11 protein-coding genes are annotated in these 16,239 nt (G+C 62.3%); all 11 read left to right on the forward strand.

Annotated features, from left to right (window positions below):
* Positions 1-11: 11 nt before the first annotated feature.
* The 11 genes from ACP7EG_RS08800 (at position 12) to ACP7EG_RS08850 (ending at position 16,110) form a co-directional block, all read left to right on the forward strand.
* Positions 12-959 (forward strand): glycoside hydrolase family 43 protein, encoded by a 948-nt coding sequence (locus ACP7EG_RS08800; RefSeq protein WP_426087330.1) that lies wholly within the window; start codon positions 12-14, stop codon positions 957-959.
* A gap of 18 nt (positions 960-977) precedes the next feature.
* A complete protein-coding gene (locus ACP7EG_RS08805; protein WP_426087331.1) occupies positions 978-2,048 on the forward strand; it encodes an aldose epimerase family protein in 1,071 nt (356 codons plus the stop codon).
* A gap of 196 nt (positions 2,049-2,244) precedes the next feature.
* Positions 2,245-3,987, forward strand: a complete 1,743-nt coding sequence (locus ACP7EG_RS08810; protein WP_116742930.1) for an IlvD/Edd family dehydratase — start codon at positions 2,245-2,247, stop codon at positions 3,985-3,987.
* Positions 3,988-3,999: 12 nt separating this feature from the next.
* Positions 4,000-4,992, forward strand: a complete 993-nt coding sequence (gene araD1, locus ACP7EG_RS08815) for an AraD1 family protein (RefSeq protein ID WP_426087332.1) — start codon at positions 4,000-4,002, stop codon at positions 4,990-4,992.
* Positions 4,989-6,566, forward strand: a complete 1,578-nt coding sequence (locus ACP7EG_RS08820) for an aldehyde dehydrogenase (NADP(+)) (RefSeq protein ID WP_426087333.1) — start codon at positions 4,989-4,991, stop codon at positions 6,564-6,566. Before araD1 ends, ACP7EG_RS08820 begins: the two co-directional genes overlap by 4 nt.
* Before the next feature lie 133 nt (positions 6,567-6,699).
* Positions 6,700-7,467, forward strand: a complete 768-nt coding sequence (locus tag ACP7EG_RS08825; RefSeq protein WP_426087334.1) for an SDR family NAD(P)-dependent oxidoreductase — start codon at positions 6,700-6,702, stop codon at positions 7,465-7,467.
* A gap of 116 nt (positions 7,468-7,583) precedes the next feature.
* Complete coding sequence (locus ACP7EG_RS08830; RefSeq protein ID WP_426087335.1) at positions 7,584-9,494, forward strand: glycoside hydrolase family 97 catalytic domain-containing protein; 1,911 nt, start codon at positions 7,584-7,586, stop codon at positions 9,492-9,494.
* A gap of 16 nt (positions 9,495-9,510) precedes the next feature.
* Positions 9,511-11,061 (forward strand): alpha-N-arabinofuranosidase, encoded by a 1,551-nt coding sequence (locus ACP7EG_RS08835; protein ID WP_426087336.1) that lies wholly within the window; start codon positions 9,511-9,513, stop codon positions 11,059-11,061.
* 94 nt (positions 11,062-11,155) lie between these two features.
* Positions 11,156-12,685 (forward strand): glycoside hydrolase family 43 protein, encoded by a 1,530-nt coding sequence (locus ACP7EG_RS08840; protein WP_426087337.1) that lies wholly within the window; start codon positions 11,156-11,158, stop codon positions 12,683-12,685.
* 23 nt (positions 12,686-12,708) lie between these two features.
* Positions 12,709-13,743: an arabinan endo-1,5-alpha-L-arabinosidase gene (locus tag ACP7EG_RS08845; RefSeq protein WP_426087338.1), complete on the forward strand. Its 1,035-nt coding sequence runs from the start codon at positions 12,709-12,711 to the stop codon at positions 13,741-13,743.
* Between the two features lie 9 nt (positions 13,744-13,752).
* Positions 13,753-16,110, forward strand: a complete 2,358-nt coding sequence (locus ACP7EG_RS08850) for a beta-L-arabinofuranosidase domain-containing protein (protein WP_426087339.1) — start codon at positions 13,753-13,755, stop codon at positions 16,108-16,110.
* Positions 16,111-16,239: the final 129 nt, after the last annotated feature.

Consider the following 16,239-nt stretch of genomic DNA (forward strand, 5'->3'; position numbering starts at 1 on the left):
GAGTAAACAACATGGCTGAAGTCCTGACCCCGCTGATCGAACAACGCGCCGACCCGCATATCTACCGCCACAGCGACGGCTATTATTACTTTACGGCCTCCGTGCCCCAGTACGACCGCATCGAACTGCGCCGCGCCGACAGCATCGCCGGCCTGGCGGACGCGCCAACGGTCGACGTGTGGCACAAGCCGGAAACGGGGCCGTACAGCGAGCTGGTGTGGGCACCCGAGCTGCACTTCAACCAGGGCGCCTGGTATGTGTATTTCGCCGCCGCGCCGAGCCGCGAAATCAAAGATCAACTGTTCCAGCACCGCATGTACGCGATCCGCAATACCAACGCCAATCCACTGGAAGGCGAGTGGGAATTCATGGGACAGATCGACACGGGCATCGACACCTTCTGCCTGGACGCCACCACGTTCGAGCACAATGGCGTGCTGTACTACCTGTGGGCGCAGAAGGATGTCGCCATCGAGGGCAATTCGAACCTGTACATCGCACCGATGGCCACGCCGTGGCAGCTGGCCGGCCCGCCCGTGATGCTGAGCAAACCGGAGTTCGACTGGGAAATCCGCGGCTTCTGGGTCAACGAGGGACCGTCCGTGCTGAAACGCAACGGCAAGATCTTCATCAGTTACTCGGCCAGCGCCACCGATGAAAACTACGCCATGGGCTTGCTGTGGGCCGACGAGTCCGCCGACTTGCTCGATCCGGCGGCGTGGACGAAGTCGCCCGAGCCCGTATTTGCCACCTGCTACGAGCACGGCATCTACGGCCCTGGCCACAACAGTTTTACCACGGCCGAGGATGGCGACGGCGTGTTGCTGGTGTACCATGCCCGCACGTACACGGAAATCGTTGGCGACCCGCTGTGGAACCCGGACCGCCACACGTTTGTCAAGCCTCTGCGCTGGGATGCGCAAGGCATGCCCGTGTTTGGCCGCTCATCGACCCTGTAACGTTCCGGACCCGACGCCATGACCCCAGTTGATTCTGTTTCAGTGACGCAAGCGCCGTTCGGCATCCTGCCCGACGGCCAGCACGTGAGCGTGTTTACCCTGACGAACCGCCAGGGCATGCAAGTGAAGGTGCTGGACTTTGGCGCCATCATCAGCGAAATTCACGTACCTGACCGCGACGGCAACTTTGCCGATGTGGTGCTGGGTTTCGAGCGCATCGAACCGTATCTGGCCAATAGCGCGTTCCTGGGCGCCGTCATCGGGCGCTTCGGCAACCGCATCGCCCAGGGGCGTTTCAGTCTGGACGGCAAGGATTACCAGCTGGCCGTCAACAATGCGCCGAATCACTTGCATGGTGGAAACCAGGGCTTTCACCAGGTCATGTGGCAGGCCGCGCCGTTCACCAGGGACGATGCTGTAGGTGTCACGTTCACGCGCAGCAGCCCGGACGGCGAAGATGGCTACCCGGGCAAGCTCGACGTGACGCTGACCTATGAACTGGACAACGACAACGCGCTGAGCCTGCGCTACCACGCCGTGACGGACCAGGCCACGCCGATCAACCTGACCAACCACAGCTATTTCAATCTGGCGGGGCAGGGCACTATCCTTGGCCACGAGGTAACGATCAACGCGGACCGCTACCTGCCCGTCGATGCGGGATCGATACCCACGGGCGAGCTGGCGGACGTGGCGGGCACGCCGTTCGACTTGCGCCAGAGTACCGTCATCGGCGACAGCATCGATGTGCCGCATGAACAGCTGCGCATCGGGCGCGGTTACGACCATAACTTTGTGCTGAATCAACAGCCAGGCCAGGCGCTGACGCTGGCCGCCATGGTGCGCGAGCCGCAATCGGGCAGGGTGATGCAGGTGTACACGCAGGAGCCGGGCATTCAGTTCTATTCGGGCAATTTCCTCGACGGCAGCCAGCACGGCAAGCTGCGCGCCCACAGTTACCGCAGCGCGCTATGCCTGGAAACCCAGCATTTCCCGGATTCGCCGAACCAGTCCCACTTTCCGAGCACCATCTTGCGCCCGGGTCAGGTGTATCAGACGTACACCGTGTACCGCTTTTCTGCCGAGTAGGCACCCCGGCCAAAACAGCCCACGCCCTGCCGCCATGCGCCCGCAGGGCGTTTTCATTGGCGCATGCTGATACCGTTTTCGATATCGGAACGCATTAAAAATTGATTGGAAAGGCATGGCAGGATTCTTTAGTATTCCAACATCGCTGCCCGGGCCGACGACCTTAGATCCGGCATGGCACAACCAGGAGAATGGCATGTCTGAGACAAAAAAGAAGGTGGCCCTGCGCTCGGCCGAGTGGTTCGGCTCGCAGGACAAGAATGGCTTCATGTACCGCAGCTGGATGAAAAACCAGGGCATACCTGACCACGAATTTCACGGCAAGCCCATCATCGGCATCTGCAATACCTGGTCCGAACTGACCCCGTGCAACGCGCATTTCCGCCAGCTGGCCGAACACGTCAAGCGCGGCATCCTGGAGGCGGGTGGTTTCCCCGTGGAATTCCCCGTCTTCTCGAACGGCGAATCGAATCTGCGCCCCACCGCCATGCTGACGCGCAACCTGGCCTCGATGGACGTGGAAGAATCGATCCGCGGCAACCCGATGGACGCCGTCGTGCTGCTGGTCGGCTGCGACAAGACCACGCCAGCGCTGCTGATGGGGGCGGCCAGTGTCGACATTCCCACCATCGTCGTCAGCGGTGGCCCCATGCTGAACGGAAAACTCAACGGCAAGGATATCGGTTCCGGCACCGCCGTGTGGCAGTTGCACGAGCAGATGAAGGCCGGTTCCATCACCTTGCACCAGTTCATGTCGGCCGAATCGGGCATGTCGCGCTCGGCCGGCACCTGCAACACCATGGGAACGGCCTCGACGATGGCCAGCATGGCTGAAGCGCTGGGCACGTCCTTGCCGCACAACGCGGCCATCCCCGCCGTCGATTCGCGCCGCTACGTGCTGGCGCATATGTCGGGCATCCGCATCGTCGAAATGGTGCACGAAGACCTGCGCCTGTCGAAAGTGCTGACGCGCGAGGCGTTTGAAAACGCCATCAAGGTCAACGCGGCCATCGGCGGCTCCACCAATGCCGTGATCCATCTGAAGGCGATTGCCGGGCGCATCGGCGTGCCGCTGGAGCTGGAAGACTGGACCAAGGTGGGACGTGGCACGCCGACCATCGTCGACTTGCTGCCGTCGGGCCGCTTCCTGATGGAAGAGTTTTACTACGCGGGCGGCTTGCCGGCCGTGATACGCCGCCTGGGCGAGGGCGATTTGTTGCCGCACAAGAATGCGCTGACCGTCAACGGCAAGTCGATCTGGGACAACTGCGTCGAAGCGCCGATCTACAACGATGAAGTGGTGCGCACCCTGGACAACCCGCTGCTGGCCGATGGCGGCATTTGCGTGTTGCGCGGCAACCTGGCGCCACGCGGCGCCGTGCTGAAGCCGTCGGCCGCCTCGCCGCATCTGATGCAGCACCGTGGCAAGGCCGTCGTCTTCGAAGACTTTGAACATTACAAATCGCGCATCCTCGATCCAGACCTCGATGTCGACGCCGATTCCGTGCTGGTGATGAAGAACTGCGGCCCGAAAGGCTATCCGGGCATGGCCGAAGTGGGCAACATGGGCTTGCCGCCGAAACTGCTGGCGCAAGGCATCACCGACATGGTGCGCATCTCGGATGCGCGCATGAGCGGCACCGCCTACGGCACCGTCGTGCTGCACGTGGCGCCGGAAGCCATGGCGGGCGGCCCGCTGGGCATCGTGCGCGATGGCGACATGATCGCTCTCGATTGCCACGCCGGCAGCCTGAACATCGACATCAGCGACGCGGAAATTGCCGAGCGCCTGGCGAAGCGCGAACTGGGCAGCGCGCCCGGACCGAAGAGCGGCTACCAGCAGCTATACATCGAACACGTGTTGCAGGCCGACGAAGGCTGCGATTTCGACTTCCTGGTCGGCAATCGCGGTTCCGCCGTGCCGCGCCACTCACATTAAGCGGAGACCATTATGCTGTTGCTGCAATTTATGAATGAACATGGCGGCCGCCTCGTCGGCCTGCTGCAAGATGACGTCATCCGCGTCATCGAAGGCTACAACACGACGTATGCGCTGGCGCAAGACGCCATCCGCAAGCGTATCAATCTGGCGGAGCTGGTCAACGCCACCGTCGGCAACACCACGCATTCCTATGCGGACGTGGCCGCTGCCGGGCGTGTGTTGCCTCCGCTCGACCATGCGGACGAAGCGCACTGCTACGTGACGGGCACGGGCCTGACCCACCTGGGCAGCGCCGGTGCGCGCGACGCCATGCACAAGAAGATCGGCGGCGATGCCGATTCCTTGAGCGACTCGATGAAAATGTTCCGCCTGGGTGTGGAAGGCGGCAAGCCTGCCGCTGGCACGGCCGGTGCCCAGCCCGAGTGGTTTTACAAGGGCGACGGCTCCATCGTGCGCGCCGGCGGCCAGCCGCTGCGCATGCCGGACTTTGCCCTCGATGGCGGCGAAGAGCCGGAAATCGCCGGCCTGTACGTGATCGGCGACGATGGCCAGCCGTATAGAGTCGGCTACGCCATCGGCAATGAATTCTCGGACCACGTGACGGAACGCCAGAACTATCTGTACCTGGCCCATTCGAAGCTGCGCATGTGCAGCGTGGGACCGGCCCTGCTGGTGGGCGAATTGCCCGCGCACATCGATGGCGCTTCGCGCGTGCTCGATGCGGCCGGCAAGGTGCGCTGGGAAAAGGCCTTTGTCAGCGGCGAAGACAATATGTCGCACACGATAGCCAACCTGGAACACCATCACTTCAAGTATCCGCTGTTCAAGCGCCCTGGCGACGTGCACGTGCACTTCTTCGGCACAGCGACGTTAAGCTTTGCCGATGGCGTGAGCGTGGCGCCGGGCGAAACCTTTGAAATCGAGGCGCCGGCCTTTGGCCCCGCCCTGCGCAACCGCCTCGACGTCTTCCCAACCGAATTTGCGAAAGTGAGCACATTATGAGTTTCAATATCACCGGTGATGCATTGATCGGCGGCGTCGCCGTCAAGGGCAATGGCGGCTCCTTCGAAGCGTGGGACCCGGCCGCGCGCGCGCATATCGCGCCTGCCTTCCACATGGTTGACGTAGCGCAAATCGACGAGGCATGCCGCCTGGCACAGGCCGCGTTCGACCCCTTCCGCGCCACCAGCGATGCGCAGCGCGCCGATTTTCTCGACACCATCGCCGCGCAAATTCTGGAATTGGGCGACGACTTGATCGTGCGCGCCATGACGGAAAGCGGCTTGCCGCGCGCGCGCCTGGAAGGCGAGCGGGGCCGCACGGTGGGGCAGTTAAAACTGTTCGCCGGCTTGCTGCGCGAAGGATCGTGGACCGATGCGCGCATCGATTCGGCTTTGCCCGAGCGCACGCCGCCGCGTCCTGACTTGCGCTTGCGCATGATCGGCCTGGGCCCCGTCGCCGTGTTTGCGGCCAGTAACTTCCCGCTGGCCTTCTCGGTGGCTGGCGGCGATACGGCCTCGGCCCTGGCGGCCGGCTGCCCTGTCGTGCTGAAAGCCCACTCGGCCCACCCTGGCACCTCCGAGCTGGTGGCGCGCGCGATTGTCAAAGCCATCGAGATTTGCCAGCTGCCGGCCGGCGTATTCGCCTTGCTGACAGGCACGGGCAATGGCATTGGCCAGGCGCTGGTGGCCCATCCGGCCATCCAGGCTGTCGGCTTTACGGGTTCGCGTTCGGGCGGCATCGCCCTGATGAAGGTGGCGGCGGAGCGTGCGCAGCCGATCCCCGTATATGCTGAAATGAGCAGCATCAACCCCGTGTTCGTGCTGCCGCAAGCCTTGGCCGCCCGTGGCGCAGCCATTGCCAGCGGCTTTGCCGCTTCGCTGACGATGGGCGTGGGCCAGTTCTGCACCAATCCCGGCCTCGTGCTGGGCCTGGAAGGTGCTGACTTTACGGCCTTTGCCGCCGCTGCCGCCGCAGCGCTGACACCGGCACCGGCCGCCACCATGCTGACGGCCGGCATCGCCAGCAGCTATGCGAAAGGCGTGGCCGCCCTGGCGCAGCACGCCGATGTGACGCCGCTGGTGCAAAACGCTGGCGAGGAAGGCAAGGGCGCCGCCGCCCTGTTCGTCACTTCGGGCGAGGCTTTCCTGGGCAAGCACGATCTGCGCGACGAAGTCTTCGGTCCCGCCTCGCTGCTGGTGGCGTGCCGCGACATGGATCAATTGCTGGCGATCACGGAAAGCCTGGAAGGCCAGCTGACGGCCACCCTGCAGATGGATGCCGGCGACCTGAACGATGCGCGCCGTTTGCTGCCCGTGCTGGAACGCCGCGTAGGCCGCATCCTGGCCAACGGTTTTCCGACCGGCGTGGAAGTGTCGACGGCCATGGTGCACGGCGGCCCGTTCCCGGCCACCTCGGACGGCCGCAGCACCTCGGTTGGCACGGCGGCCATCAACCGCTTCCTGCGCCCCGTGTCGTATCAGAATCTGCCGCAGGACTTGCTGCCGGCATCGCTGCGCGACGATAATCCGCTGGGGATATGGCGCCGTCACGATGGCGTGCTCGGTAAACTCTAAAACCTACTGTGCGGCGCGATTTGCGGCCTGTGATGCTCACTGTGCATTCGCACAGTTCCGCGTCTCGGCCACAACTCGTTGCCGCTCGCTACGGTTTTATTGGTAAAAATAAAAATACACAGGTGGAGACAAAATGAAGCAATTGGCGAAATATGGCAGCTTGCAGGGCAAGCGCGTGTTCATCACGGGTGGCGGCAGCGGCATCGGCGAATCTTTGGTGGCGGAGTTTGCCGCCCAGGGCGCGCTGGTGGCGTTTGTCGACATTGCCGTGGAAGCGAGCGAGGCCTTGTGCCGCCGCCTGGCCGAAGCGGGTCTGACGGCGCCACTGTTCCGCCATTGCGACATCACGGATATTGCATCGCTGCAAGCCGTCATGGCGGAACTGGCGCAGACGCTGGGCGACTTCGATATCCTCGTCAACAATGCTGCCAACGACCAGCGCCACCAGGCGCAGGACGTGACCCTGGAATACTGGAACGAGCGTATTGCGATCAATCAACGTCCCATGTTCTTTACGTGCCAGGCCGTCTTCGAGGGCATGAAGCGCAGGGGCGGCGGTTCCATCATCAACGTCAGCTCGATTTCCTGGCACATGAAGTCGGGCGGCTACCCCGTCTACGCCACCACCAAGGCGGCCGTCGTGGGCCTGACGCGGGGCCTGGCGCGCGATTATGGCGCCCACAATATCCGCGTCAACACGGTCACGCCGGGCTGGGTCATGACACAGCGCCAGATCGAGCTGTGGGTCGACGACGCGGCGGAAGTGGAAATCAAGAAAAGCCAATGCTTGCCAAGCAAGCTGATGCCACAGGACATCGCCGCCATGGTGCTGTTCCTCGCATCGGACGATGGCGCGATGTGCTCCAGTCAAGAGTTCATCGTGGATGCAGGCTGGGTGTAAGCACCCCCGCGCCGTTTATTCGCGCCGGCATTGACCGGCACCTCCGATCTTGAAGCACCCCTCATGCCGCCCCAACCCCGCGGCAGGAGAGGCATCGCCACATCCGGACATTGAAGATGAAACCTCTTGTTTGCAGCGTCGCCCTTGTTTTTGCCACCTTTGCTGATGCGCAAGGGCTGCAGAGTCCTGACGGTACCCTGCAGGTCAAGGTCGCGCCTGGCCCAGCTGGCAGCATCCACTACAGCATCTCGCGCGGCGGCGCGCCCGTGATCCTGCCATCAACTTTGGGCCTGGAATTTGGCGGCCTGAACCTGTCGAAGAAACTGAGCCTGGGCGCGGCGTCTCCCATCACTTCTGTTGCCGAGCGCTACACGATGGCCACCGGCAAGCGCCAGGTCATCGATTACGCGGCCAATGAACAGACGTTCACGGTGCACAATGCGCGGGGGCAAGCTATGGACGTGGTGTTTCGCGTCTCCAACGATGGCGTGGCTTTCCGTTACGTGCTGGGCCAGGTGCCCAGCTCGGCCGGGACAATGCTGCAGGAAAGCACGTCGTTTGCCTTTGCGCCCAGCACGCGGGCGTGGCTGCAGCCGATGCAGGTGGCGCAGACGGGCTGGATGAACACCAATCCCGCCTACGAAGAACATTACCGTATGGATATTGCCGTCGGCACGCCATCGCCGCTGGCGGCCGGCTGGGTCTTCCCGGCCCTGTTCAAGGCGGGCGAGACCTGGGTGGCGCTGACGGAAGCGGGCATGGATGGCAGTTTCCACGCCTCGCGCCTGCAGGCGGCCTCGAAAGGGGGCATCTACCGCATCGGCACGCCGATGGCGGCCGAAGTGGCACCTGGCGGCGCCTTGCTGGCACAGGCGGCCACGGGCTTGCGCTCGCCATGGCGGGTGTTGGCCATCGGCAGCCTGGCCACCATCATGGACTCGACCCTGGGCACGGACCTGGCCGCGCCCGCCATCGCCTTCGATACGGCCAAGGTGCTGCCCGGCCACGCTGCCTGGAGCTGGGGCTTGCTGAAGGATGACGCCACCGTGTATGGCGTGCAGAAAGATTTCATCGATTACGCGGCGGACATGCGCTGGAACTATGTACTCGTCGATGCGGACTGGGACCGCAAGATCGGCTACGAGAAAATTGCCGAGCTGGCCAGCTATGCGGCCGCGAAAGACGTGGGCCTGTTCCTCTGGTACAACTCGTCGGGTAGCTGGAACAAGACCGAGTACACGCCGAAAGGCAAGCTGCTGACCCATGCACAGCGCGAACACGAATTTTCGCGCCTGGCGGCCATGGGTATCAAGGGCATCAAGGTGGACTTCTTTGCCGGCGACGGCCAGTCGATGATTGCCTATTATTTGGGCATCCTGAATGATGCGGCCAGACACGGCTTGCTGGTCAATTTCCACGGCGCTACCTTGCCACGGGGCTGGGCCCGTACCTACCCGAATCTGATGACGGCCGAGGCCGTTAAGGGACTGGAATTCACCACCTTCGAGCAGCGCGACCAGGACGCCATGCCCGCGCACGCGGCCATGCTGCCGTTCGCCCGCAATTTGTTCGACCCCATGGATTTCACGCCCATGGTGTTTGGCGACGTGCCCAACATCCGCCGTGCCACGCGCAACGGTTTCGAACTGGCGCTGCCCGTGCTGTTTTTGTCGGGCGTGCAGAACTTTGCCGAGATTCCCGCCGGCATGGCCAGCGTGCCCCCGTATGTCAAAACCTTCCTGCAGGAACTGCCGCGCAGCTGGGATGACAGCCGCTTCATCGATGGTGTGCCCGGCCGCTACCTGATGCTGGCGCGCCAGTCTGGCGAGCGCTGGTATGTGGCCGGCATCAACGCCCAGGTCACGGCGCAAACCTTCACCGTGGACTTGTCCTTTCTCGAAGGCAAGCGTGGCGCCCTGATCACGGACGGCGCCGGCGAACGCGCATTCAGCCAGCAGGAAATTTCGGCCGGCAAGGCCGTCATCACGATCAAGCCGCATGGCGGCTTTGTAGCCATTTTCAATTAAAACAACAGGAGACAGCATGAAATTCATCAACACCAGCATCGTGGCCCTTAGCCTGGCCATGGCCGTCGGCAGCGCCTTTGCCGCGCCCGTCAATGTCACCATCGACGCGGCCAGGCCAGGTCCCGTGATCAACAAGAACGTCTACGGCCAGTTCGCCGAGCATCTGGGGACCGGTATTTACGAAGGCATGTGGGTGGGACCGGAGTCCAGCATTCCCAACACCAAGGGCTGGCGCAATGACGTGCTGGGCGCGCTGAAACAGTTGCATGTACCGTTGGTGCGCTGGCCGGGCGGCTGCTTTGCCGATGAATACCACTGGAAGGATGGCATCGGCGCGCGCGAGAAGCGCCCGACCAAGGTCAACACCAACTGGGGTGGCGTGGAAGAGTCGAACGCCGTCGGCACGCATGAATTCTTCGACCTGGCCGAGCTGCTGGGCGCACAGACCTATATCAACGGCAACCTCGGTTCCGGCACGCCGCAGGAAATGTCCGAGTGGCTCGAATACATGACCTCGGACAGCAAGTCGACCCTGGCTGAGCTGCGCCGCAAGAATGGCCGCGCGCAGCCGTATAAAGTCGATTACTTTGGCATCGGCAATGAAGCCTGGGGTTGCGGCGGCAATATGCGTCCGCAATACTACGCCGACCTGTACAAGCACTATCACACCTTCATGAAGACGCCGGAAAGCGCGCGCCCGAAATTCATCGCCAGCGGCGGCAATGACGACGACATCAGCTGGTCCAGCACCCTGAGCCGCGAGATCAAGCCGAACATGATGGACGCCATCAGTTTCCACTACTACACGGTGCCGACCGGTATCTGGGAAAAGAAGGGCGCGGCCACGGGCTTTGGTGAAAATGAATGGATTTCCACGCTGAGCCGCACCTTGCGCATCGATAGCTTGATCAAGAACAATCTCGCCGCCATCGACAAGAACGATCCCTCGAAAAAGACGGGCTTGTACGTCGATGAATGGGGCACCTGGTACGACGTCGAGCCGGGCACCAATACGGGTTTCTTGTTCCAGCAAAACAGCTTGCGCGATGCCCTGGTCGCGGCTCTGAACTTCAATATTTTCCACCAACACGCGGACCGCGTGCGCATGACGAATATCGCGCAAATGGTCAACGTGCTGCAGGCCATGATCATCACGGACAAGGATAGCTATTTCCTGACGCCCACGTATCATGCGTTTGAAATGTACGTGCCGTTCCAGGATGCCACGACCTTGCCGGTCGCCATCAGTGGCAATGGCAAGTACAGCCTGGGCAAGGTCAGCATTCCGGAAGTGAGTGCCTCGGCCGCGCGCGCCAGGGACGGCAAGGTATATTTGTCGCTGGTCAACACGAACCCGCACAAGGCCGTCGACGTCAATGTGGCGCTGGCCGGCAAGCAAGTGGCCAGCATCACGGGCCGCGTACTGACCGCCGGCAAGATGGATGCCGTCAACAGCTTTGCGCAACCGCAAGCCGTGCAGCCGGTGGCGTTCAATGCCAAGGCGCAAGGCGGCAAGCTGACCGTGTCTATCCCGGCCAAGGCCGTGGTGGTGGTCGCCGTCGAATAAACGCCTGGCTTCCTGCTGTCTACTCTGTGCCGGTGCGGGAGCTTTCCTGCGCCGGCCAGCCGCATCGTGCTGCACGTTGTAGAGAAAGTATTCCATGAACAGAAGAGAAGCTGTGCTGGCGCTGGGTAGCGCCATGGCCCTGGCCGCCTGTGGCGGTGGTTCGTCCGATAGCGCGCCTGTCGTCTCCGTCACGCCGCCCGTGGTGCCGCCGGTCGTCCCTCCCGCTGTCGTTCCACCAGTACAAGGCGCCATCATTTTTAGCAATGTCTCCGTGCACGACCCGTCCGTGATCAAGGTGGCCGGCACCTATTATGTGTTCGGCTCGCACCTGGCGGCCGCCAAATCCACCGACTTGATGAACTGGACGAAGATGGCCGACGGCGTCAATGCCAGCAACCCCCTGTTCAACAATGTCGTCACCAGCCTGGCTGACACCTTTGCCTGGACGCAAGTGACGGGCCTGTGGGCGCCCGACGTGATCGCGCTCGACAATGGCAAGTTCGCCATGTACTACAACAGCTGCAAGGGCGATTCGCCCCGTTCCGCCATGGGCCTGGCCCTGGCGGACAAAGTGGAAGGCCCATATGTCAATCAGAAGATTTTCCTGAAATCGGGCATGTGGGGCCAGATCAGCGAGGATGGCGTGACTATCTACGATGCGCTGACGCAACCGAACGTGGTCGACCCGAACACCTTCCGCGACGCTGCCGGCAAGCTGTGGATGATCTACGGCTCGTATTCGGGCGGCATCTTCATCCTCGCCATGGACCCGGCCACGGGCTTGCCTGTCGCGGGGCAGGGCTATGGCAAGCACGTGATCGGCGGCAACCATAGCCGCATCGAGGGCGCCTACGTGCTGTACAGCCCGCAAACGCAGTATTACTACCTGTTTACGTCGTTTGGCGGCCTGGATGCCAACGGTGCCTACAATATGCGCGTGGCCCGTTCGCGCGCGCCGGACGGCCCGTACGTGGATGGCAAGGGCAACGATATGCGCCAGGTCAAGTCCAATCCCGCCTTGCCCCTGTTCGACGACGCCAGCATCGCGCCTTTTGGCCAGAAGCTGATGGGCAACCATCAATTCGCGCTGGCCGCTGGCGAGACGGGCACGCCACTGGGATATGTGTCGCCAGGACACAATTCGGCGGTATACGATGCCGCCACGCAGCAGTATTTCCTGATCTTCCATACGCGCTTCCCGAATACGGGCGAGTTGCACGAGATCCGCGTGCACGAATTGTTCATGAATGGCGATGGCTGGCTGGTGGCGGCGCCATTCCGTTATGTGCCATTGAGTCGCAGCGCCACGCCGCTGGCGGCGCAAGTGGTGGCAGCGGACGTGGCGGGCAGCTATCAATTGGTCAATCATGGCAAGGATATTTCCACGGTGCTCAAGCTGTCGCAATCCATCAATTTGCTGGCGGACGGCACCATCACGGGCGCGCAGGTGGGGAGGTGGATACACCAGGGCAACAATCTGATCGCCATTACCCTGGTGTCCGGCGGCCTGTTCCATGGCGTGCTGTCGCGCCAGTGGAATGGCAATGCCGGCGCCTTTGTCGTCACGTTCACGGTGCAGTCCGCCGATGGCGTGTCGCTGTGGGGCGCCCGCACGGGCAACTAACAAGTCAAAGTCAAAGGAAAACAATGATGCAAACGCTCAAGCGCGGCCTGGCCGCTGTTACCGCCACCTTGCTGGCGCTGTCCTGCCATGCCGCGCAAGTGAGCGTGCACGACCCTGTGATGGCGAAGGAAGGCGATACGTATTATCTGTACAGCACGGGCCCCGGCATCACCTTTTACAGTTCGAAAAATATGCTCGACTGGCAACCGGAAGGGCGCGTCTTCGCGGGCCAGCCCACGTGGGCCAAAACGGCCGCGCCATCGTTTGACGACCATATCTGGGCGCCCGACGTGCAATTGCATGACGGCAAATATTACTTGTACTACTCGGTCTCCGGCTTCGGCAAGAACACGTCCGGCATCGGCGTGACCGTCAATACCACCTTGAATCCCCGCTCGCCCGACTACCGCTGGGTCGACCAGGGCATGTTGCTGCAATCGGTGCCCGAGCGCGACGAGTGGAACGCCATCGATTCGAACATCATCACCGATGCGGCCGGTACTCCATGGATGTCGTTCGGCTCGTTCTGGAACGGCATCAAGCTGGTCAAACTGACGCCCGACTGGACCCGTATTGCGGAACCGCAAGAGTGGCACTCGCTGGCGCGCCGGGCACCGCTGCCGCCACGCGCGGGCGAATTCAAGCCCGCGCCCGAGGAAATCGAGGCGCCGTTCATCTTCCAGCACGGCAAGGATTACTTCCTCTTCGTTTCCTGGGGCTTGTGCTGCCAGAAGGAAAAAAGCACCTATCACCTGGCAGTGGGGCGTTCTAAAAGTGTGACAGGCCCGTACCTGGACAAGAACGGGCGCGACATGGCGCAGGGCGGCGGCACCGTGGTGCTGCAGGGCGACAAGGATTGGCAAGGCCTGGGCCACAATAGCGCCTACACGTTTGACGGCAAGGATTACCTGGTGCTGCATGCGTATGAGACGGCGGACAATTATTTGCAGAAGCTCAAGATCCTGCCCATGACGTGGGACAAGGAGGGCTGGCCGCAAGTCGATGCACGCGACTTGAACCGCTATCAAAGCCGCGAGCTGCCGGCCGCCAAACCCTGAGGGCGCGCCATGAAAAAGACCTTGTTGACGCTGGCGCTGGCCGCCGGCGGTCTTGTCACGCCGCTACTCCCTGCGGCTGAACTGTTTCCCCTCTCGTCCGTACGCTTGAAAGCGGGACCGTTCCTCGATGCGCAAACGACGGACTTGCATTATTTGCTGGCCTTCGAACCGGACAAATTGCTGGCGCCATTTCGCCGCGAAGCGGGCTTGCCGCAGATCCGGCCCAGCTATGGCAACTGGGAGTCGACGGGGCTCGATGGCCACATGGGCGGGCATTACCTGTCCGCGCTGGCCCTGATGGTGGCGTCCACGGGCGACGCGCAGGCGCGCGAACGCCTCGACTACCTGCTGGCGGAATTGAAGAAATGCCAGGACGCCAATGGTAATGGCTACCTGGGCGGCATCCCCGACGGCAATGCCGCCTGGCAGGCGATCGCCAAAGGAAACTTGCAGGCCGACACTTTCTCCGTCAATGGTCGTTGGGTGCCGTGGTACAACCTGCACAAGGTGTTCGCCGGCTTGCGCGACGCCTACCAGTACGCTGGCAATCTTGAAGCGAAAACCATGTTGATCGAGCTGTCGGACTGGGCCGTGAAACTGTCGGGGTCCTTGAGCGATGTACAGATGCAGGCGATGCTGCGCGCCGAGCACGGCGGCATGAATGAAGTGCTGGCCGACGTCTACGCCATGACGGGCGAGCAGAAATACATGGACCTGGCCGTGCGCTTTTCGCACCAGGCCATCCTGCAGCCTCTGGCGCAGCAGCAGGACAAGCTGACGGGCCTGCATGCGAATACGCAAATCCCGAAAGTGATCGGCTTCGAGCGTATCGGTGCATTGACGGGCCGGCGCGACTGGCAGCAGGCGGCGCAATTCTTTTGGCAAACCGTGCATGACAAGCGCACGGTGGCCATCGGCGGCAATAGCGTCAAGGAACATTTCCACGACGAGCACGACTTTTCCTCTATGGTGGAAGAGGTCGAAGGGCCTGAAACGTGCAATACCTACAATATGCTCAAGCTCACCGGGCAACTGTTTCGCCGCGATGAACAGGTGCGCTACGCGGATTACTACGAGCGCGCGCTGTACAACCATATCCTGTCGTCGCAGCGCCCCGGCACGGGCGGTTTTGTGTATTTCACGCCCATGCGCCCGAATCACTACCGCGTGTATTCGCAGGTGGACAAGGGCATGTGGTGCTGCGTGGGTTCCGGCATCGAAAGCCAGGCCAAATATGGCGAGTTCATCTACGCGCATGAAGGCGACGCCCTGTACGTGAACCTGTTCATGGCATCCACGCTCGATTGGAAAGAGCAGGGCGTCAGGATTATCCAGAGCACGCAATTCCCCGATCAGGACACGACGCGCATCACCGTGCAGGGAAATAAGACGTTCAGCATGAAGATCCGCTACCCGCAGTGGGTAGCCAAAGGCAAGCTGCGCCTGAAGCTCAACGGCAAGGCCATGCGCGTGAACGGCGCGCCCGGCGAATACGTGACGATCACGCGCGCCTGGAAAGCGGGCGATAGCGTCGACGTGACCCTGCCGATGACGACGCGCCTGGAGCAGATGCCGGACCAGTCGAATTACTATGCCGTGCTGCATGGCCCCATCGTGCTGGCCGCCAAGACGCAGCCATTCGCGAATGAACAACTGAACTATTTTGCCGACGATTCGCGCATGGGCCATATCGCCCAGGGGCAAGTCTGTCCGCTGGAATCGTCGCCGCTGTTCGTCAGCGATGAGAAGGATTTCATGCGGAGAATCCGCCCCGTGAAAGGCCAGCCGCTGACGTTCACGGCGCCCGGGCTGATCCAGAGCAAGGATGCGGCGAAGATAAAACTGATCCCGTTCTTCCGTCTGCATGACTCTCGCTACATGCTGTACTGGCCCGTATCCACGCCCGCCAGGCTGGCGCAGCTGCAGGAATCCACCCGGCAGGCGGAAGCGCAACGCCTGGCGCTCGATGCGCAGACCATCGACCAGGTGGCGCCAGGGCAACAGCAGCCCGAGTCCGACCACAACTTCCAGGCCGAGGGGGGAGAAAACGGCGTCAACAAGGGCAGGCACTGGCGCCATGCCACGGGCTGGTTCAGCTATGAACTGAGCGACCCGCAAGGTGCAGCGGCGATACTGCGCCTGACCCTGTCCACCCTGGACGCGGGGCGTGTCTTCGACGTCTTGATCAACGGCGTCAAGGTCGAGACCATCGCCGTGGCGGCCGATGCGCCGCAAGAGCTGCATACGGTGGATGTGGCCTTGCCTGCCGAGCTGGTCAAAGCCGCTAACGGCAAATTGCGCGTGAAATTTGTCGCCGGCAAGGATTCCGTGGCGGGCGGCCTGTACGGGCTGCGCCTGCTGCGCTGACGGGAGGCAGGAAGCTAGGCGACCATCCGGTGATACGCAAATCGGTATCGCAAGCGAAAAAGAATTGATTGGATGGCTATGTTGCTTTCTCCTACCATGGGTTCATAAAAAACCGCCCATCCGGCATCC

Source organism: Janthinobacterium sp. PSPC1-1, from assembly GCF_049897625.1.
Taxonomy (GTDB): Bacteria; Pseudomonadota; Gammaproteobacteria; order Burkholderiales; family Burkholderiaceae_D; genus Janthinobacterium; species Janthinobacterium tructae.

Excerpts from the sequence above, each read along its gene's own strand:
- ACP7EG_RS08830 (WP_426087335.1), top strand. The coding sequence starts at position 7,584 with ATGAAACCTCTTGTTTGCAGCGTCGCCCTTGTTTTTGCCACCTTTGCT.
- ACP7EG_RS08820 (WP_426087333.1), top strand. The coding sequence starts at position 4,989 with ATGAGTTTCAATATCACCGGTGATGCATTGATCGGCGGCGTCGCCGTC.
- araD1 (WP_426087332.1), top strand. The coding sequence starts at position 4,000 with ATGCTGTTGCTGCAATTTATGAATGAACATGGCGGCCGCCTCGTCGGC.
- ACP7EG_RS08800 (WP_426087330.1), top strand. The coding sequence starts at position 12 with ATGGCTGAAGTCCTGACCCCGCTGATCGAACAACGCGCCGACCCGCAT.
- ACP7EG_RS08805 (WP_426087331.1), top strand. The coding sequence starts at position 978 with ATGACCCCAGTTGATTCTGTTTCAGTGACGCAAGCGCCGTTCGGCATC.
- ACP7EG_RS08835 (WP_426087336.1), top strand. The coding sequence starts at position 9,511 with ATGAAATTCATCAACACCAGCATCGTGGCCCTTAGCCTGGCCATGGCC.
- ACP7EG_RS08825 (WP_426087334.1), top strand. The coding sequence starts at position 6,700 with ATGAAGCAATTGGCGAAATATGGCAGCTTGCAGGGCAAGCGCGTGTTC.
- ACP7EG_RS08845 (WP_426087338.1), top strand. The coding sequence starts at position 12,709 with ATGATGCAAACGCTCAAGCGCGGCCTGGCCGCTGTTACCGCCACCTTG.
- ACP7EG_RS08850 (WP_426087339.1), top strand. The coding sequence starts at position 13,753 with ATGAAAAAGACCTTGTTGACGCTGGCGCTGGCCGCCGGCGGTCTTGTC.
- ACP7EG_RS08840 (WP_426087337.1), top strand. The coding sequence starts at position 11,156 with ATGAACAGAAGAGAAGCTGTGCTGGCGCTGGGTAGCGCCATGGCCCTG.
- ACP7EG_RS08810 (WP_116742930.1), top strand. The coding sequence starts at position 2,245 with ATGTCTGAGACAAAAAAGAAGGTGGCCCTGCGCTCGGCCGAGTGGTTC.